The following is an 18,601-nucleotide window of genomic DNA, read 5'->3' on the forward strand; positions in this document are numbered from 1 at the left end:
AGTAGGCATTGTTGCGTGGACCAGTAAATGCTCTTGATGTCATTCCCGCAGAAGCGGGAATGACATCGGTATCCACGCTGGCAATACCTTGTGAGTAACTGTAAGTAGCATGGCAACCTAGAGACATTAATGTCATCCACGTAACAGGTATGAAAGATTGTGAATTAGCTAATTATTTTGTATAGTTCTAAAAACAAATTTTAAGAGAGTACTTAAAATGGCAGAGTTAAGGTTACCGCCAAATTCAGTAGTAAAAAAAGGTAGAGAGCATAAAGAACAAGAGGAAATGCTTAAACCTAGAAAGATAAAAATTTATAGGTATGATCCTGATCTTGATAAGAATCCTACTATCGATAGTTTTGAGATAGATTTAAGCAAAACCGGACCGATGGTTTTAGATGCTTTAATTAAAATCAAAAACGAAATCGATTCTACTTTAACTTTTAGGCGTTCTTGTCGGGAAGGAATTTGTGGTAGTTGTGCAATGAATATTGACGGTACAAATACTTTAGCATGCATAAAACCAATAGAAGATATATCAGGCGATATCAAAATCTATCCGCTTCCTCATATGAAAGTAGTGAAAGATTTAGTACCTGATATGTCGCATTTTTATGCACAATACGAATCTATAGAACCTTGGCTCAAAACCGATAGCCCTACTCCTTCAAACTCTGAAAGGTTACAGTCGATTAAAGACCGAGAAAAGCTTGACGGTGTATATGAGTGTATATTATGTGCTTGCTGTTCTACTTCTTGTCCTAGCTATTGGTGGAACGGTGATAAATATTTGGGTCCTGCGATTTTACTACAAGCATATAGATGGATTGCCGATTCAAGGGATGATAATACCGGTGAACGTCTTGAAGCTTTAGAAGACCCATTTAAGCTTTACCGTTGTCATACGATTATGAACTGTACTAAGACCTGCCCGAAAGGCTTAAATCCTGCTAAAGCTATCGGTAAAATAAAAAGTTTAATTGCAGAACGTCACGGTGTGTGATTCTTAATTAATTATTTTTAAAAATGATAAAATAATGAAAAAAGCAATTATTTTCTGTTGATTGTAATAATACCATGACACAAGGTGACATGAATTATTGTGTCGCTGCAGAATATAAGAAAGTTGATAAGAAACTAAATCAAATATACCAAGAAATATTAAAACAATATTTCAGACAAACGAGAACAAGTTAATTTACTTAAAAAATCCCCAAATTTATGGATTAAGTACCGAGATGCTGATTGTGAATTTCGAAGTTTTGGGGTTTATAGCGGTTCCGTATATCCAATGATACTGCTTATGTGTCTTACATCTTACAGGAAAAACCGAAGAGCGTATAAAAAAGAATTTGAAGCCATGCTGAAATGTGAAGAAGGGGACTTAAAGTTGTCCATTTATAATCAAGACTCAGAACCTAGGTTTTTTTGTGGACATTGCTAGTTGATTTGCTATTTTGAGGTATTTTGTAACAAAAATTAATAAGATTTTTGCGGAATAGTTAGTCATATTTCAAAAAAATCTTATAATTTGCAGCAACAAATTAGAAATGTCCACAAAACCTAAATTAATTCATAATTTGTAATACTTTAAATAATTCTCCCATTTGTTTCGGTGATATTAGTCTTTCTACCTGTCTTTCTATTATTTGTGCCTGCTCAGACATCTTTCCAAACTCTACTTTTAGAGGTAATTTATACGTCGATCCGATATTCGCATCCTCACGTACTAAAGTGTACGCTGCGGTGCTGCGTTGCGTGTCTCCTTTAAATTCCTCTCTATAAGCGAATTTGGCAAGATGTCTATCATTAAGCTTGTCTTGCAATGTTTGTTTACGTAATAAGATTCCATTTTCTATTAAAAAATCTCGTTGCGATATTGTATCTATTACGTTTATTTTGCTGTTTTTAGCTACCGTCTTTAATGCATAAAAATCCACATGTGCCGATAAATCAGCTTCTCCAAGATTTTCAAGGATGGGGCAATATTTATGGTTTTTAACCGCTTGTAATGTTTGATTATATTGATATCTAGTTCTACCATTCGGAGCTATATCATAGCCGTAATCTATTATTAAGCCACTGCCGCTTAGTCTTTTTAGATGCTGCGCTATAAATTTTATAATTTCTATCGATTTATAAGATTCTTCAAGTACTGCCCCGTCTTTTGCTTCAATATGAGTACACAGCAGATATTCTTGTAATTGCTTATTAACCCTTATTTTATCGTATTTAATTCTTTCATCTACCGGCTGCACTACAAATATTCTTTCATACCATAATTCCTTGACTTTAATATATTGCTTTATCGGTATAGCATCAAAGAATTCGTTAGCTATTATTATAGTAGGTTTTTTTGGTATATCTTCTACAAATGATTGATGACTAATCGGTAAATTAATATCTTGTAAATTAGCCTTTTGATAAGCAATAAAATTTTTATTAATTTCTATTAGTTCAATTGATAAGGCTTTATAAAATTCCGGTACTAATTTTGCAGTACGTAGTAAATCACGCATTAATAGACCTCGACCAGGACCAAGCTCTACTAAACTAAGACTTTTTGGGCAGCCAATTCTTTGCCACTCTCTGATACACCATAAGCCGATAATTTCACCGAATAGCTGTGAAATTTCAGGAGCCGTAACAAAGTCACCTTCATTAGCTAATGATTTTACTTGCTTATAATAGGAAGTAGGATTTAAGTTTAATACCTCCTGCATGAGGACATCGCAAGTAATATAACCGTTTTGATCAATTAATTGTCTTATTTTGGATTCGATTGACATATTAAATAACTTCCTAAAAGTAACATAGGTACAGATAAAATTTGTCCCATAGTTAAGCTATCTAAAATAAACCCGATTTGTATGTCGGGTTCTCTAAATATTTCAATAGTGATTCGGAAAAGACCGTAAAATGTGCAAAATATTCCTGAGTTTAAACCGCACTTTTTAAGAGTTTTGTGCTTAAATGTTGCATATGCTAAGATACTAAATAATACTAAACCTTCAAAAAAAGCTTCATATAATTGACTAGGATGTCTTGGCATCAAATCGCTATTCGGAAAAATCATACCAAAAGAAGCATTTGTAATACGTCCGTATAGTTCGCCGTTAATAAAATTAGCGATCCTACCTAAAAATAATCCGATAGGTACTACAGGGGCTATTATATCCGTGAGACTTAAAAAATTAATTTTATATTTTCGGCAAAACAAATAAGCAGCAATAATCCCCCCTAAAGCTCCGCCATGGAAAGACATCCCGCCTTCATAAGTTTTTAAGATATCTATTGGATTTGAAAAATATCTAGAAGGGTTATATAATAAAACAAACCCTAGTCTGCCTCCGACTATTATGCCTATAACGGCATAAGTAATGAAATCTTCTAGATTTTTTTTGGTAATTTGAGGCTTAAATTTTTCTATAATTTTATTTGCATAGAACCAGCCTAGCAAAATTCCTATTACATATGAAAGAGAATACCAAGAGATAGCAAGTGGACCTATAGAGAAAATAACTGGATTGATATTAGGAAATGTCATAGATAAATAAGTTATTTAATTCATTTAACGTCTGAGTTACAGAAAATTACGTAAGTAATTGACTAGGCAATTCAGTTTTTTATTATTTTTATGGGTTGCTGCAGCTGCTTCGTGGCTTTGCAATGACAGTATCTATATTTGCTTAGCAATACACAATTCTTTTGAGTTAGAATTATTGATAAAAATAAAATTCTTAGTAATAATAAAAAGATTTATATTTATAATAATAATGATAGGTAAAATATGCAATATTTAATGGATCTATATCATACCTCAAGTACTGAGTTAGTATTATTGTTTTTTATGTTAGTATCTCTTATACCGGTGATATTTCTAATTAAAAGATTAATTTTTATTCCGGTAAAAAATTATTTAACTAGACATCATTATGATGATTATGAAAGGATAAAAAAATATCCTATATTTCGTTATTTATTACATGCTTTATTAGCACTTTACTTTGTATGTTGGGGAAAGATTTTTCATCCTACTTCTTTTAAAGCACATGTATTACTGGGAATCAAAGATACTATAGTAATCTTATATACTGGTATATCTGTGACGATGTTATTATTAACGCTTATAGATGCTTTTGCAGATCTGTATCACAATAGAATCAAAGCCGTTACAAAAAATGCACCGCTTAGCTTATATTTTCAAATATTAAAAATTATTGTCATAGTTATTGCAGCAATGGTAACTATTTCATATATATTAAATATTTCGCTTAGTACATTCTTAACAAGCTTAGGTGCAGCCGCAGCTCTTTTAACATTTGTTTTCAAAGATACCGTTTTAGGATTACTTGCAAGCTTGCAACTAACTACTCAAGAAATTATTAATATTGGAGACTGGGTACGTATAGGCGCAATTGAAGGAACAGTTGAAAAAATTACTATTTCCGTAGTAACAATTAGGAATTTTGACCAATCTATTTCCACAGTTCCTACTTACAGCATTTTAAATTCTAACGTAACTAATTATAGAGGAATTAGTGAATCAGGAGCAAGAAGGGTAAAGAGAGTATTTAATATTAATATGGCAACTATTAACTTCTGTGATGCTACTATTTTAAAAGCACTAAAAAAATCTCCTTATATATCAAAGGATGTAATAGATAAAATCACTCTTGATAAAGAAGAGAAAGATTTAACCAACATTAAACTATTCAAATTATATATTCAGGAATATCTAAAAAATAATCCAGCAGTTTATACCGAAGGGTTTACTTTTCTAGTAAGACAGCTTGAACCTACGATTAATGGGTTGCCTATAGAAATATATATCTTTGTTAAAGAAGTAAATTTAGTAGGTTATGAAAATATACAGGACAATATTTCTGAACATTTCATTTCTATACTTCCTGAATTTAAATTAAAAATATTTCAGAATGTAGGAGTGGTATAATATATCCGAAGTAAAATGAAAAGTAGTAAAAATAAAAAAATAAATTAAATTTGTATCCAAGATGGAAGTTGTCTTTCAGCTTGGATATGCACTACTTTTGAAAGCAAAGAAGTATATTATACTACTTGATTATTTGCTCTAAATGCTTTAAAACTTAAAGCTTTAAAAATATTAAAATTTAAGACCTAGGAATGAATAATAATATAATTAATTTAATAGCCGCTATTATACTGTCTTTAAGTATAATTTTCGGTTGGCAGTATTTTGTTGTAAAACCTGAACAAAAAAAACAGCAACAGCAAATAGCAGTGCAGAAAGCAGAAAATTTAAAGAAACAACAGTTAAAAGCTTTAGTCGAACCTGCAACTGGTATTGTTGTGCAAGAAGAAAGTCAAGTACAGCGTATTAAAATAGAATCTGAATCACTTACCGGTTCTATTTCATTAAAAGGACTTAGATTTGATGATTTAATATTAAAGAAATATAAACAAGATTTATCTAAAAATAGTCCTGAAGTGAGATTATTTTCACCGGCTAATACAGAAAATGCATATTTTGCTGAAGTTGGTTTAGTTAGTAATTTATCTAGTGTAAAACTCCCTAACAACGATACTATATGGAATAGTGATAGTGAAATATTAAGTCCTGAAAAACCTGTGCATTTATTTTGGGTTAATGAAGACGGAGTTAAATTTTTAGTTACTATTACTGTCGATGAAAACTATTTATTTACTATAGAGCAAACCATCGTTAATAATAGTGATAAAGAACTTCCTGTGCAATCTTACGGTTTAATAAATCGTAAATATATTGCTGTAGAGAAAGCGGTGAATATATTACATCAAGGACCTATCGGGTGTATAGACGAGAATCTTAAAGAATATTCTTATGATGATATTAAAGATAAGAAAAGTGAAAAATTTGCAGCAAGTAAGGTTGACTGGATAGGAATTACCGATAAATATTGGTTATCTTCCTTGATTCCGGATAAATCAAGTAATTACAGCTCGAATTTTAATTATGCTCTTAAGCAAGGGATTGAAAGATATCAGGTAGATTTTATTTCACCGGTACAAATAATAAAGCCCGGCAAAAATTTTTCAATTAGAAGCAGAATTTTTGCTGGAGCAAAAAAAGTAGACTTGCTTGATAAATATGAAAAGCAATATGATATTAAATTATTTGATAGAGCTATTGATTTCGGTTGGTTCTATATAATTACCAAACCGGTTTTCTACGCCATGAATTTTTTCTATGGCTATGTCGGTAATTTCGGTGTTAGTATATTAATTGTTACGGTTATAATTAAGCTATTAATGTTTACTTTAGCCAATAAGTCTTATCGTTCGATGAAAAAAATGAAAAATTTACAGCCGGAAATTGATAGGATAAAAAATTTATACAGTGATGATAAAGCACGTTTAAATCAAGAAATTATGGCTTTATATAAAAAAGAAAAAGTCAATCCGGTAGCTGGTTGTTTACCTATACTTGTGCAAATTCCGGTATTTTTCTCCATTTATAAAGTATTGTATGTAACTATTGAAATGCGGCAAGCACCGTTTTACGGCTGGATTAAAGACTTATCTGCACCTGACCCTACTACTATTTTTAATTTATTTGGCTTATTACCGTTCGCGCCGCCGTCATTTTTAATGATTGGAGCATGGCCTATTTTAATGGCTATTACTATGTTCTTACAGCAAAAAATGAGTCCTGAACCTGCGGATCCGATGCAAGCTCAAGTAATGAAATTTATGCCGCTAATTTTTTTATTTATGTTTAGTAGTTTTCCTGTTGGACTTTTAATATATTGGTCTTGGAATAATATTCTATCCATCATTCAACAATATTATATTAATAAATTTAATTAATTAATGAGAATAGATAAAAATTTACCTAATTATCTAACTATTGCTCGAATAATGGTAATTCCAGTTATTATACTGGTATTTTATATAAATAACTCACTTGCACGTACACTTGGGGCATTATTATTTGTTTTAGCTAGTATTACGGATTTTTTGGACGGTTATATAGCAAGAAAATATAATTTAGTTACAAGTTTCGGCAAGATGTTTGACCCTATAGCAGATAAGCTACTTGTAGGTTGCGTTATTATCATGCTACTAAAAAAAGATAATGTAGATGAGATACCTTGCTTATTAATTTTAGCACGAGAATTTTTAGTTAGCGGTCTTCGCGAATTTTTAGCTCTAGTAAAGGTTAGTGTGCCTGTATCGAGACTTGCTAAGGTCAAAACGTTTTTACAAATGTTTGCTTTATCGATATTGATACTAGGCTCAAAAGGTTCAGGAATTATTTATTTAGATATAGTAGGGGAAATAATTTTATGGATTGCCGCTTTTTTAACAATCATTACAGGTTATTCTTATTTTAAAGCCTGTAAGAAATATTTTTAAATAGGAAAATTGTATGATACATGTAAAATATATAATTTTAGGGTTTATTATGGTGTCTAGTTTAAATCTTTACGCTGCTAACAATGATATAATTGCCAATAAGAAAGTTGTAAAGGTAGAAGTCAGTAATGCACATTTAAAAACATTAAATGAAGCTTCTACTCTTTTAATTAGTTGTGTAGATTTTAGATTAATAGACGAAACAGATAAATTAATGAAGCAATTAGGATTAGAAGATAATTTTGATAAAGTATCACTGCCCGGTGCATCGCTTGCTCTTATTAACGACAAATATACTTATTGGGGAAAAACAATAGAAGATACTATTGAGATTTTGCAAAAATTACATAACATAAAACAAATTGTTTTTCTTGATCATAGAGAATGTGGAGCTTATAAAATACTTATAGGTCAGGAACAGCTAAATACCAAGGAAAAAGAAACGGCAGCACATGCAGCAATTTTAAACAAGGCCCGTGATATAATAAAAGAAAAATTCCCCCAATTAAAAGTTTATACTTTTTTAATGGGTCTTGATGGTGTAGTAGAGCAGATTTATGAAATACCTAGCTAAAAAGCGGAGTTGTTGTGGATAGGTTTATCCGTCATTGCAAGGACATTGCGTAGCAATTGACTAAGCAATCTCAGGAGAGTTTGTTTATTATTTCATGAGATTGCCGCCACAGCCTACGGCTGCTCGCAATGACGATTTTTGACCCGTACAATAACGGCTAAGAAAAGTAATTTATTTTGTATCTTTGCTCTTATTATCATTAGAATCAACAGTATTATTCTTTTGGTCGTTTTCTACCGTTAGCTTAGAGATAGATAGTTTTTGTTTATATTTTTGTTGCTCTGCTAAAAAATTTTGAGCCTCTTTAGAAAGGCTGTTATATAGTTCACGTTTCTTCTTATTAATCTTGACTATTGCTACTCTATATTTTTGTATTTCCTCCCGTACTTCCGGTTTTATAGTACCGGCGTAAGCAGAAAAATCATCTATAATTTTTTGTGTTGTAACATCGTTAGTTTTTGCTGCATCTTTTTTTGAGCCGTCAGAAGTTGTACTATTGGCAAAGCAGCTTGTACTAAGTAAAATAGCTATTCCAAATATTATTTTTTTTATCATATAAACCTTAAGCCTTATTCTTGATAAGTAGACCATTTTTAAGTCTAATAGTCAATAGACTTCTTTTGGAACTCTACTTCTAGGGGTAATTTGTACGTCAATCCGGTACTCGCATCCTCACGTACTTTTTTATACGCTGCGGTGCTGCGTTCCGTGTTTCCTCCAAATGCCTCCCTATAAGCGAGTTCGAAAAGAAGTCTAATATATAATAGAAATTATATGTATTTTCTATTTGTATGTTATTGTTTGGTGAGTATAAATATACTAATAGTTGGGACAAATATACAATATTATAATAATAACGCTCAAGAGTTTTATAGCAGAACAATCAATGCAGATTTGTCTGATAACTATAAAGCATTTACTAGCTATTTACCTGAACAGGCTCATATTTTAGATGCAGGTTGCGGAGTTGGTCGTGATACAAAATATTTTTTAAGTCAAAGATATCAAGTTACTGCTTTTGACGGTTCAACCGAAATGGTTAAATGAGCTACAAAAGCAACCGGAATAGATGTACTGCACTCCACTTTTCAAGATATTGATTTTAAGGAGTCGTTTGATGGTGTTTGGGCTGAAGCAACTCTCCTTTATGTACCTTATAATGAAACAATCAATGTGTATAAAAATTCATGCTGCATTAAAGCCGGAAAGCATTTTTTATGTTTCTTACGGATACGGTTCAGATATTATACAACGTGATGATCGCGATTTTTACAATATGCATGAAGATACAATAAAACCTTATTTTAACAGGCTTTTTGAAATAGTTAAAATATGGACGGAAAAGAGTAAGAGATTCTCTCCAAGTAAAGAGGCATTATGGTTAAATTTTATTTTTACGGCAATAAGTAAGCATGGTGATAGTCAAATCCCACAGAAAGGCTTTATATTGTCCTTTCCACAAGCAACAAGTTTGCCGATAGTAAATATAAATGATTCTGTAAAGTTAATTTTGGAATTTATCGATAAAGACGGTAAGCTTATAAATTTAAGTAACACTGCTTCAATAGTAACCGGTATTCCCTTATTGGTTCAAAACGGTAAAAATATTGTAGATAATCCAAAGCAAGATGATCCGGCTCATGCTCGTACTGCCTTAGGAGTGTGTAATGACGGCACTATAGTTATAGTTGTAGTCGAACATATTTATAAGCAACATGTCAAAGACCTTAAGCTTGTGCAAGTAAGATCAATATTACGGAAAGAGAAAGAAATAAATGTTGATAAATTAATAATCCCTGAAGCTTTAAAAATTTTAGAAAAACACCTTGTTAATTATACTGTGATAGGATTAACTAAAACAGAACTTGCATATTAATATGTTAACTTGGATATGAATCGGCAATCAATTTAGACGGTGGCGGTTCTTCTACATTATTCATGGGCGGAAAAATTATAAATAATGTAACAGGTGATGAAGATGAAGCTTTAGGCGAACATCGCATGTGTCCCGTATCCGATTAAATAGTATTATACCAAATAATATAAAGTAAATTTTCGCGGGAATGACACACTCAAATTTTAGCTAGAATGATATTTGAGATTTAGAGAACTCTAAGATTTTATATTTTCCTGCTCCATTGCTTTTTTACGCATTTCTAAATATTCTGCTTTAGTCATTATTTTTTTTGGAGCTACATATAATCTAAAAATACTTTTCCGTTTAGATGATCGATTTCATGCTGGATAACTCTTGCTAAAAATCCTTCTGCGATACCTTGAATTTGATTGCCATTTATATCATATGCGTGATAATGAATTTTCTTGAATCTTGCTACCGGTCCTGTAGCATTTTCAACAGAAAAGCATCCCTCGTAATCTTCATGTTTATCAATACCTATCGGTTTATATGAGGGGTTAATCCAAATAGTTTTAGGCATTGTATCCTTAAGGTCAGGATGCCATTTTTTTAACTCTGCATCTTCATGTACTGCAAATATTATTATACATTTTGATATGTCTATTTGCGGTGCAGCAAGTTCTGCACAATTTTCTTCTTGATCATATTTCTTTTCTAAAATAGATATATCACGTAAATCTTCTGAAGATAACGGAAAGTTTAAAGTTTTTGCCTTTATTCTAATAGTTTTATCCTCTGAACTATTTAAGGTTTGAATGTTCAAAGTTACATATTGCGGTCATGAAATATTGTTTTCATTTTTCATATTACTTTTACAACCTGTTATAAAAATTATAGCAGTTAATAATAGAGCTGTTTTTAATTTGGACATATATTTTATTATAATAATTTATAAATAGAAAATTATAGATAGAAACTAAAATCAAGTAAATAAATTGTCATATTTCTTTTACGCATCCTATAGTTAATAATTTTATTTTATTTCTTTTGAGAAAAATCAATAGGTTTGACTTTTCTAACATATTCTAGTATAATATTTATCTTCAAAATAAATAGAAAAATTTAATTTATGAATACTCCCAAAAATGACAATTATCTCTCAGAACTAAGCAAGGTAATTTGGCCTATAGAAAGATATGAAAATAAGAAGTTTCTTCCTATGGCGTTTATGATGTTCTGTATTTTATTAAACTACTCAACGCTTCGTTCAATTAAAGACGGGTTTGTAGTAACGGATATAGGAGCAGAAGCAATAAGTTTCTTAAAAACATATATAGTACTACCTTCTGCCGTAATCGCTATGGTAATTTATGTTAAGCTCTGCGATATTTTAAAGCAAGAAAACGTGTTTTATGTTATTACTTCATTTTTCTTAGGGTATTTTGCATTATTTGCGTTTGTTCTTTACCCTTACCCTGATTTAGTTCATCCTGATCCTGAAACCATAGAATCTTGGAGTGTAGTTTATCCTAATTTCAAATGGTTTATAAGAATAGTTGGGAAATGGAGTTTTGCATCTTTTTATACTATGGCAGAGCTTTGGGGAACAATGATGCTTAGTTTATTATTTTGGCAATTTGCTAACCAAATTACTAAAACCGATGAAGCTAAACGTTTTTACTCAATGTTTGGTTTACTTGCTAATTTAGCATTGCCTGTAACATCCGTAATTATTGGATATTGCTTGCATGAAAAAACTCAAATAGTTGCAGAACATCTAAAATTTATACCTTTATTTGTTATAATGATAACAAGTAGCTTTTTAGTAATATTAACATATAGATGGATGAATAAAAACGTTCTAACCGATCCTAGACTTTATGATCCGGCATTAGTAAAAGAAAAGAAAACTAAAGCTAAAATGTCATTAATAGACAGTTTTAAAATGATCTTTACTTCTAAGTATGTAGGTTATATTGCATTGTTACTTATTGCTTACGGTGTTTCAGTAAATTTAGTTGAAGGTGTTTGGAAATCCAAAGTAAAAGAATTATATCCGACGAAAGAGGCTTACACTATATATATGGGGAAGTTCCAATTTTATCAGGGTTGGGTTGCAATTGCTTTCATGCTTATAGGTAGTAATATTTTAAGAAAAGTATCATGGCTAACTGCAGCTATGATAACTCCATTAATGATGTTAATTACCGGTGCAGCGTTTTTTGCATTTATCTTTTTTGATAGTGTTATTGCTATGCATTTAACAGGTATTCTTGCTTCAGGTCCTTTAGCATTTGCTGTTATGATCGGTATGATTCAAAATGTTTTAAGTAAAGGTGTAAAATATTCTTTATTTGATGCCACTAAAAACATGGCGTATATTCCGCTTGATAAGGATTTACGAGTAAAAGGGCAAGCTGCTGTTGAAGTTATCGGAGGAAGATTTGGTAAATCAGGTGGTGCTATTATTCAATCTACATTCTTTATTTTATTTCCTGCTTTTGGTTTTGTAGAGGCAACTCCTTATTTTGCTTCTATATTCTTTGTAATAGTAATATTATGGATATATGCCGTTAAAGGTTTAAATAAAGAGTATAAAGTTTTGGTAAATAAAACCGAAAAATAGAATTTGTTAAAATTTAATATTATAAAAAAAGCAAATTTAAGAGTCTAGCAGTAAATAAATTTGCATTAATAATTAAAGAGCTTTTTTGCTACAAATTATAAGATTTGTGTGAAATATGAATAACACAAATCTTATAATTTGTAGCAAAAAAGCTCTTTAATTATTAATGCAAATTTATTTACTGCTAGACTCTTAAACTTGCTTTTTTTATAGTCGGAGAGTTTATAATATGATAAATACAAGATCCAAAATTAAAACTCCAAGATCGCCATATGTAAAAAAATATAATAGTTGGCGAGTAAGGATTTTGTATTCTATTATTATAGGTTACGCAACTTTTTATTTTTGTCGTCAGAATTTTAATATAGCAACTCCTGCTATAAGAGAATATTTTGGGGTTACTAAAACACAAATTGGCTGGATATTAACTGCTTCATCTATTATGTATGGAGTTAGTAAAGCGTGTAACGGGTTTATTAGCGATAAAGTTAATGCTCGGATATTTATGGTTTTGGGTCTTTTATTTGTCGGGATCATTACTATGCTAATAGGTTTTTCAGATTCTTTATGGCTTATAGGAATTTTATGGATAGCCAGTAACTGGTTTCAATCTATGGGCTGGCCTCCTGCAACAAAGATGCTTACTCACTGGTTCGCTTCAAAAGAACTTGGAACTAAATGGGCTATGGGTGCAACTTCTAATCAAATAGGTGGTGCTCTTGCTATGATAAGCTGCGGTTATTTAATCGATAAATTTGATTGGAGAGCTGCCTTTTTTGTTCCAGGTGTAGTTGCTTGTGTAGTATCGCTTTTTTTATATAATAGGCTTCGTAATTCTCCAAAAGAAGTAGGTTTATCTACCGTAGAGGAATATAAAGAATATCCGCTTGAAGCTATAGGAGATTATGAGAAGCTATTAACTCCACAATTACTTAAAATGGTCTTTTGTAATAAGCTAATATGGTATGTTTGTTTAGCAAACATGTTTGTTTATATAATACGTTCCGGAGTAATTTATTGGGCTCCAACATTTTTAAAAGATTTACGTAATATAAGTCTTGCAAATGCAGGCTTACAAATCGGTTTATATGAAATGATAGGTATCCCAGGGGCATTAATAGCAGGTGTTTTATCTGATAAACTATTTCAAGGTCGTCGAGGTCCTGTTGCATCCATATGTATGGTATTGCTTAGCTTATTGTTAGTCTTGTTTTGGAAACTTCCTATTCACAGTGAATTATTAAGTATAGTAATTCTTTCTTTAATAGGCTTTTTTGTTTCAGGACCTCAGCTCCTTGTAGGTATAGCAGCTGCTGATTTTAGTACCCGTCAGGCTGTCGGTACGGCTAATGGATTATCAGGGTTATTTGGTTATTTAGGAGCGGCTATTGCGGGAGTCGGCGTAGGATGGATTAGCGATAATTATGGTTGGAATGGGGTATTTATATTTTTCAGTATTTCTGCTCTTTTAGGAGGAGGATTATTTGCTTTAATATGGAATCGTTCAGCTAAAAAATACATTTAATAATTATAATAAATAGGTTACAAAATGACAATACAATATACTTTTTCAATGATTAAGCCTGATGCTATCAAAAGGAATAAAATAGGGCAAGTTAATACTTACTTAGAAAATGCCGGTTTAAAAATAGTGGCTCAGAAAATGAAATTTTTAACTAAATATGAAGCTGCATGTTTTTATGATGAGCATAGAGCAAGACCATTTTTTAATAGCTTAGTTGAATATATTACTTCAGGAGCGGTAGTACTTCAAGTGCTTAAGGGGGAGGATGCTATAACTTTAAACCGCACCGTTATGGGTGCAACTAATCCTGCTGAAGCTGAAGCAGGCACTATTAGAAAAGATTTAGGCGAATCAATTGAGGCTAATAGTATTCATGGTTCAGATAGTGAAAATAGTGCGAAAAGAGAAATCGAATTTTTCTTTAATAAATCTGAAATTATAGAATAATTAATGCTAAAATATGACGTAATAGTTATAGGCGGTGGACATGCAGGCGTAGAAGCAGCCGCTGCTTCTGCACGTCTTGGGGTTCCTACTCTCTTAATTACGTTAAAACCGGAAAATTTAGGCGAAATGTCTTGCAATCCAGCAATCGGTGGCATTGCAAAAGGCACATTAGTTAAAGAAATCGATGCACTTGATGGGTTAATGGGTTATGTTATAGACCAAGCCGGTATACATTATAAAATGCTGAATGAGACTAAAGGACCAGCAGTTTGGGGACCTAGAGCTCAAGCTGATCGCAAGCTTTATAAAAAAGCAATGTATCAAATATTAACAAATTATCCTAATCTAGATATATTATATGGAAAAGTGGAAGATATAGAAATTAAATCTTCTAAAATTGAAGCGGTTATTTTAAATAACGGTAGCAAAATTCTTTGTCAAAAAATTATATTAACTACAGGTACTTTCCTATCAGGTCTTATTCATATTGGACAAAAAAAAATTCCTGCAGGTAGAGTAGATGAAGAGCCTTCGTATGGATTATCAAATACATTAAAACAAATAGGTTTTAAACTGGCTCGTTTAAAAACAGGTACACCGCCTCGCATTGATGGACGTACTATTGATTATAGTAAAACAATTTTACAACCCGGCGATAAAATTCCTCGTCCTTTTTCTGAATTAACAAATATTGTTAATGTTTCTCAGATAAATTGTTTTATCACAAAAACAACCTCAGAAACTCATGATATTATACGTGAGAATCTTGATAAATCCGCAATGTATTCAGGGCAAATAGAAGGAATAGGACCGCGATATTGTCCTTCTATTGAAGATAAAATAGTCAGATTTAGTACAAAATCAGAACATCGTATATTTTTAGAACCTGAAGGGTTAGATGATTATACGGTTTATCCAAACGGTATTTCTACTTCTTTGCCTGAAGATGTGCAACATAAATTAATCAAAACAATACCAGGATTAGAAAATGTAAAGGTTTTACGTCCAGGTTATGCTATAGAATATGATTATGTTGATCCACGTGAAATAAGTGTTACGCTAGAGACAAAAAAAATAGCTGGATTGTATTTGGCCGGGCAAATTAACGGTACTACAGGATATGAGGAAGCCGCAGGGCAAGGTATAATAGCCGGTATAAATGCTGCTTTAGCAGTAAAAGATCAAGCACCGTTTATGTTAACAAGAGCAAACAGTTATATTGGAGTAATGATTGACGATTTAACAACATTTGGTACTATAGAACCTTATCGTATGTTTACTTCTCGCTCAGAATATAGATTATCTTTAAGAGCAGATAACTCTGATTTACGTTTAACGGAATTAGGGATGAACATTGGAGTCGTATCAGAAAAACGTAAAAAAATATTCACAAAAAAATGTGAAGATATAGAAAAAATAAAATCATTATTAAATACCTTGTCTTTAACTACTAGTAAACTTGCTAAAATGGGTATACAGGTTGCACAGGATGGTACATATAAAACAGTATTAGACTTATTTAAAATACCTAATTTTAATGTTGAACAAGCTATTAAAATTTTTCCTATACTTAAAGAAACACAAAATAATAACATTTTGCAATTACTCTATATTGAAGCAAAATATGCTTCATATTTAACTAGACAACACGCAGATATTAATTTATTTCAAAGTGAAGAGGCGCAGTTCATACCTAAAAATATTGACTATTTTAAAATACCAAGTATATCATTAGAGATACAGGAAAAACTTTCTGCCCATAAACCTACTACTATTGGTGTAGCACGTCGAATTCCAGGGATTACACCTGCAGCAATTACGGCTATTATAATTTATTTAAAAACTAAATATAGTGATGGAAGTTCCACGTGAAATAATTGAAAAGTTAGAAATTTTTCAAAAGTTAGTTAAAAAATGGAATAAATCAATCAATCTTGTATCGGATAATACTATACATAATTTTTGGCAACGTCATATATTAGACTCATTACAATTAATACAATATATTGATAATAAAGAAATACATTTAGTTGATATAGGAAGCGGTTCCGGTTTGCCTGGTATAGTATTATCTATAGCGGGGGTAGCGCAAGTAAGTTTAATAGAAGCTGATTTACGTAAATGTATATTTTTAGAAAAAGCATCAAAGATATCAAATAATAACGTACAAATAATCAATCAAAGAATAGAAAAAGTAGAAATAGATTGTAGTATATTAACTTGTAGAGCTTTCTCTAACTTAAATACAATATTTAATTGCATAAAAAATATTTCAGTACGAGAAAAATTTTTGTTATTAAAAGGAAAAAATTATTTAACTGAAATAGTAGAAGCTAAAGAGAGATGGTTATTTGGTTATTTAATACATCAAAGTATTACTTGTGAAGAAGGGAAAATTCTAGAAGTTAGTAATTTAACAAAAATGATATGAAAGTAATTGCTATTGTTAATCAAAAAGGAGGGGTAGCTAAAACTACAACTACTGTAAATTTAGCTACAGCTTTTGCTGCTGTAAATAAAAAAATTTTAGTTATAGATCTTGATCCTCAAGGGAATAGTAGTACCGGTTTTGGAATTAGTCAGCAACAACGCAAAAATACTATATACCAAGTATTAACAAATTTAATAGAATTGCAAGATGCAATAATTTCTACAGATATACCAAATTTAGAAATAATTACTTCAAACACTAATCTATCTGCGGCTGAATTAGACTTAACAAAATTAAAGGACCGAGAATATATTTTAATGAAGCTATTGGCAGAAATAAAAATATTATATGATTATATAATTATTGATTGCCCTCCTTCATTAAATTTATTAACGGTAAACGCTTTAGTTGCAAGCGATGAAGTACTGATTCCAATGCAATGTGATTTTTATTCTTTAGAAGGATTAAGTCATTTGTTAAAAACAATTGAAATTGTAGAGAAAAAATTAAATCCTAAGATAAAGATTGCAGGTATATTATTTACAATGTATGATAAGCGTAATCGTTTAACTGAACAAGTAGAAGATGATGTTAGAAAATGCTTAGGAGAATTAGTATTTAAAACCGTTATTCCAAGAAATATTAAACTATCTGAAGCTCCTTCATATGGAAAACCGGCTATTATATATGATTATAAATGTTCGGGAGCAGTTGCATATATAGAACTTACAAAAGAAATCTTAGAAAGATATGGCGAAAAATAAAGGACTAGGAAGAGGATTATCTTCATTACTTGGAGAAGAAGTTATTTCTATAGAATCAGAAATAGTACAAATAATAAATATTGATAAAATAAGACCAAACGAGAATCAGCCTAGAAAAAACTTTGAATATGATAAAATAAAAGAATTAGCAGATTCTATATTGAATAATGGTTTATTACAGCCTATTATTGTTGATAATAATTTCCAAATTATAGCAGGAGAGCGACGCTGGCGTGCATGTAAATTAGCAAAAGTTTTAGAGATACCGGTAATTATAAAAAATTTAGATGCTAGAGAGAGTATGGAAATAGCATTAATTGAGAACATACAACGAACTGATTTAACAGTGATGGAAGAAGCTCGTGGCTTTAAATATTTAATAGAAAATTTTAATTATACGGTAGAAAAATTAGCTGAAAGGCTTGGTAAAAGTCGTAGTCATATAGCTAATTTATTAAGGCTTAATAATTTGCCGCAGTCTATTCAAGATAAAGTAAATGAAAATATACTAAGTATGGGTCAAGCTCGGTGTTTAATAAATCATGAACATGCAGAAGTAATAGCCGATTATATTATAAATAATGATTTAAATGTACGTCAAACAGAAGAACTAGTAAGACAATGGTATAAAAATGAGTATACAAAATCCCCGAACAATAATAACAAAATAGGAAAGCGTTTTTTAAAGGACAACGCTACGAATAATGATCTAGAATTATTAGTAAAAGCTTTATCAGAAAAATTTGGTATAAAAATAACAATAGAAAATTATCCATTAGGCGGAAAATTAATATTTCATTATAAAGATTTGGAAGAATTAGACTTGATATTGTTAAAATTAAATTAAAATGCATATGGAAAAATTATCAATAAGCTTGAACGAAAAATTATAAGTATAAAAGTATACACAATCCTCAAGCTGCTAAATTAAAGTATATATACAGCATTTTATTTCTTAAAATAAATATCTAAACGAGAAAAACAATGATAGAAATTACA

17 protein-coding genes and 3 pseudogenes are annotated in these 18,601 nt (G+C 30.8%); 15 read left to right on the forward strand and 5 right to left on the reverse strand.

Going from position 1 to position 18,601, the window contains the following annotated elements:
• The first annotated feature begins 217 nt into the window (after nucleotides 1-217).
• On the forward strand, nucleotides 218-1,003 hold the full coding sequence (locus ACHBLB_RS02800; RefSeq protein WP_475842466.1) for a succinate dehydrogenase iron-sulfur subunit: 786 nt from the start codon (nucleotides 218-220) through the stop codon (nucleotides 1,001-1,003).
• Between the two features lie 74 nt (nucleotides 1,004-1,077).
• Nucleotides 1,078-1,448, forward strand: a pseudogene (locus tag ACHBLB_RS02805) (lysozyme inhibitor LprI family protein).
• Nucleotides 1,449-1,568: 120 nt separating this feature from the next.
• On the opposite strand, the gene ACHBLB_RS02810 reads toward ACHBLB_RS02805, so the two are convergent.
• Together ACHBLB_RS02810 and lgt are read right to left on the reverse strand one after the other, a co-directional pair.
• Nucleotides 1,569-2,789, reverse strand: a complete 1,221-nt coding sequence (locus ACHBLB_RS02810; protein ID WP_475842469.1) for a class I SAM-dependent methyltransferase — start codon at nucleotides 2,787-2,789, stop codon at nucleotides 1,569-1,571.
• Entirely contained in the window at nucleotides 2,768-3,547 is a 780-nt protein-coding gene (gene lgt, locus ACHBLB_RS02815; RefSeq protein WP_475842471.1) for a prolipoprotein diacylglyceryl transferase, read from the reverse strand. Before lgt ends, ACHBLB_RS02810 begins: the two co-directional genes overlap by 22 nt.
• A 243-nt stretch (nucleotides 3,548-3,790) precedes the next feature.
• Here lgt and ACHBLB_RS02820 point away from each other — a divergent pair, with 243 nt between their 5' ends.
• From ACHBLB_RS02820 to ACHBLB_RS02835, 4 genes are all read left to right on the forward strand, one after another.
• Nucleotides 3,791-4,954 (forward strand): mechanosensitive ion channel family protein, encoded by a 1,164-nt coding sequence (locus tag ACHBLB_RS02820; protein ID WP_475842473.1) that lies wholly within the window; start codon nucleotides 3,791-3,793, stop codon nucleotides 4,952-4,954.
• Nucleotides 4,955-5,145: 191 nt separating this feature from the next.
• Entirely contained in the window at nucleotides 5,146-6,828 is a 1,683-nt protein-coding gene (gene yidC / locus ACHBLB_RS02825; protein WP_475842475.1) for a membrane protein insertase YidC, read from the forward strand.
• A 3-nt stretch (nucleotides 6,829-6,831) separates the two neighbouring features.
• Complete coding sequence (gene pgsA / locus ACHBLB_RS02830) at nucleotides 6,832-7,377, forward strand: CDP-diacylglycerol--glycerol-3-phosphate 3-phosphatidyltransferase (protein ID WP_475842477.1); 546 nt, start codon at nucleotides 6,832-6,834, stop codon at nucleotides 7,375-7,377.
• A 13-nt stretch (nucleotides 7,378-7,390) separates the two neighbouring features.
• The gene (locus tag ACHBLB_RS02835) at nucleotides 7,391-7,951 is read left to right on the forward strand and encodes a carbonic anhydrase (RefSeq protein WP_475842479.1); all 561 of its coding nucleotides are present in this window, start codon (nucleotides 7,391-7,393) and stop codon (nucleotides 7,949-7,951) included.
• Between the two features lie 171 nt (nucleotides 7,952-8,122).
• Here the strand turns inward: ACHBLB_RS02835 and ACHBLB_RS02840 are convergent, their stop codons facing one another.
• Both ACHBLB_RS02840 and ACHBLB_RS02845 read right to left on the reverse strand, forming a co-directional pair.
• Nucleotides 8,123-8,506: a hypothetical protein gene (locus tag ACHBLB_RS02840; protein ID WP_475842481.1), complete on the reverse strand. Its 384-nt coding sequence runs from the start codon at nucleotides 8,504-8,506 to the stop codon at nucleotides 8,123-8,125.
• Nucleotides 8,507-8,556: 50 nt separating this feature from the next.
• Nucleotides 8,557-8,706, reverse strand: a pseudogene (locus ACHBLB_RS02845) (palindromic element RPE1 domain-containing protein); the annotation flags it as partial.
• A 49-nt stretch (nucleotides 8,707-8,755) separates the two neighbouring features.
• Between ACHBLB_RS02845 and ACHBLB_RS02850 the strand changes: the two are divergent.
• Both ACHBLB_RS02850 and ACHBLB_RS02855 read left to right on the forward strand, forming a co-directional pair.
• On the forward strand, nucleotides 8,756-8,998 hold the full coding sequence (locus ACHBLB_RS02850; protein WP_475842483.1) for a class I SAM-dependent methyltransferase: 243 nt from the start codon (nucleotides 8,756-8,758) through the stop codon (nucleotides 8,996-8,998).
• Nucleotides 8,999-9,122: 124 nt separating this feature from the next.
• A complete protein-coding gene (locus tag ACHBLB_RS02855; protein ID WP_475842485.1) occupies nucleotides 9,123-9,827 on the forward strand; it encodes a phosphodiester glycosidase family protein in 705 nt (234 codons plus the stop codon).
• Nucleotides 9,828-10,146: 319 nt separating this feature from the next.
• On the opposite strand, the pseudogene ACHBLB_RS02860 reads toward ACHBLB_RS02855, so the two are convergent.
• Nucleotides 10,147-10,632 (reverse strand): annotated as a pseudogene (locus ACHBLB_RS02860) (peptide deformylase); the annotation flags it as partial.
• 306 nt (nucleotides 10,633-10,938) lie between these two features.
• Here ACHBLB_RS02860 and tlc1 point away from each other — a divergent pair.
• The 7 genes from tlc1 to ACHBLB_RS02895 all read left to right on the forward strand — a co-directional run bounded on the left by tlc1 (nucleotide 10,939) and on the right by ACHBLB_RS02895 (nucleotide 18,449).
• Nucleotides 10,939-12,435, forward strand: a complete 1,497-nt coding sequence (tlc1, locus tag ACHBLB_RS02865) for an ATP/ADP exchange transporter Tlc1 (RefSeq protein ID WP_475842487.1) — start codon at nucleotides 10,939-10,941, stop codon at nucleotides 12,433-12,435.
• Between the two features lie 229 nt (nucleotides 12,436-12,664).
• A complete protein-coding gene (locus ACHBLB_RS02870) occupies nucleotides 12,665-13,960 on the forward strand; it encodes an MFS transporter (protein ID WP_475842489.1) in 1,296 nt (431 codons plus the stop codon).
• Nucleotides 13,961-13,984: 24 nt separating this feature from the next.
• Nucleotides 13,985-14,407 carry a nucleoside-diphosphate kinase gene (gene ndk, locus ACHBLB_RS02875; protein ID WP_010976767.1) on the forward strand — a complete coding sequence of 141 codons (423 nt, stop codon included), beginning with the start codon at nucleotides 13,985-13,987 and terminating at the stop codon, nucleotides 14,405-14,407.
• A gap of 3 nt (nucleotides 14,408-14,410) precedes the next feature.
• Entirely contained in the window at nucleotides 14,411-16,279 is a 1,869-nt protein-coding gene (mnmG, locus tag ACHBLB_RS02880; RefSeq protein ID WP_475842491.1) for a tRNA uridine-5-carboxymethylaminomethyl(34) synthesis enzyme MnmG, read from the forward strand.
• Complete coding sequence (gene rsmG, locus ACHBLB_RS02885) at nucleotides 16,260-16,838, forward strand: 16S rRNA (guanine(527)-N(7))-methyltransferase RsmG (protein ID WP_475842493.1); 579 nt, start codon at nucleotides 16,260-16,262, stop codon at nucleotides 16,836-16,838. Before mnmG ends, rsmG begins: the two co-directional genes overlap by 20 nt.
• Nucleotides 16,835-17,602: a ParA family protein gene (locus tag ACHBLB_RS02890; protein ID WP_010976770.1), complete on the forward strand. Its 768-nt coding sequence runs from the start codon at nucleotides 16,835-16,837 to the stop codon at nucleotides 17,600-17,602. The genes rsmG and ACHBLB_RS02890 overlap by 4 nt, the downstream gene beginning before the upstream one ends.
• Nucleotides 17,589-18,449, forward strand: coding sequence for a ParB/RepB/Spo0J family partition protein (locus tag ACHBLB_RS02895; RefSeq protein ID WP_014364365.1), 861 nt, complete (start codon nucleotides 17,589-17,591; stop codon nucleotides 18,447-18,449). The genes ACHBLB_RS02890 and ACHBLB_RS02895 overlap by 14 nt, the downstream gene beginning before the upstream one ends.
• The last annotated feature ends 152 nt before the right edge of the window (nucleotides 18,450-18,601 follow it).

The organism is Rickettsia lanei (assembly GCF_056242675.1).

What these genes read in the sequence shown, in the direction of transcription:
- ACHBLB_RS02890 (WP_010976770.1), top strand. Translation starts at nt 16,835, where the DNA reads ATGAAAGTAATTGCTATTGTTAATCAAAAAGGAGGGGTAGCTAAAACT.
- ndk (WP_010976767.1), top strand. Translation starts at nt 13,985, where the DNA reads ATGACAATACAATATACTTTTTCAATGATTAAGCCTGATGCTATCAAA.
- pgsA (WP_475842477.1), top strand. Translation starts at nt 6,832, where the DNA reads ATGAGAATAGATAAAAATTTACCTAATTATCTAACTATTGCTCGAATA.
- ACHBLB_RS02820 (WP_475842473.1), top strand. Translation starts at nt 3,791, where the DNA reads ATGCAATATTTAATGGATCTATATCATACCTCAAGTACTGAGTTAGTA.
- ACHBLB_RS02895 (WP_014364365.1), top strand. Translation starts at nt 17,589, where the DNA reads ATGGCGAAAAATAAAGGACTAGGAAGAGGATTATCTTCATTACTTGGA.
- ACHBLB_RS02810 (WP_475842469.1), bottom strand. Translation starts at nt 2,789, where the DNA reads ATGTCAATCGAATCCAAAATAAGACAATTAATTGATCAAAACGGTTAT.
- yidC (WP_475842475.1), top strand. Translation starts at nt 5,146, where the DNA reads ATGAATAATAATATAATTAATTTAATAGCCGCTATTATACTGTCTTTA.
- mnmG (WP_475842491.1), top strand. Translation starts at nt 14,411, where the DNA reads ATGCTAAAATATGACGTAATAGTTATAGGCGGTGGACATGCAGGCGTA.
- ACHBLB_RS02800 (WP_475842466.1), top strand. Translation starts at nt 218, where the DNA reads ATGGCAGAGTTAAGGTTACCGCCAAATTCAGTAGTAAAAAAAGGTAGA.
- lgt (WP_475842471.1), bottom strand. Translation starts at nt 3,547, where the DNA reads ATGACATTTCCTAATATCAATCCAGTTATTTTCTCTATAGGTCCACTT.
- ACHBLB_RS02835 (WP_475842479.1), top strand. Translation starts at nt 7,391, where the DNA reads ATGATACATGTAAAATATATAATTTTAGGGTTTATTATGGTGTCTAGT.
- tlc1 (WP_475842487.1), top strand. Translation starts at nt 10,939, where the DNA reads ATGAATACTCCCAAAAATGACAATTATCTCTCAGAACTAAGCAAGGTA.
- ACHBLB_RS02870 (WP_475842489.1), top strand. Translation starts at nt 12,665, where the DNA reads ATGATAAATACAAGATCCAAAATTAAAACTCCAAGATCGCCATATGTA.
- ACHBLB_RS02840 (WP_475842481.1), bottom strand. Translation starts at nt 8,506, where the DNA reads ATGATAAAAAAAATAATATTTGGAATAGCTATTTTACTTAGTACAAGC.
- ACHBLB_RS02855 (WP_475842485.1), top strand. Translation starts at nt 9,123, where the DNA reads ATGTGTATAAAAATTCATGCTGCATTAAAGCCGGAAAGCATTTTTTAT.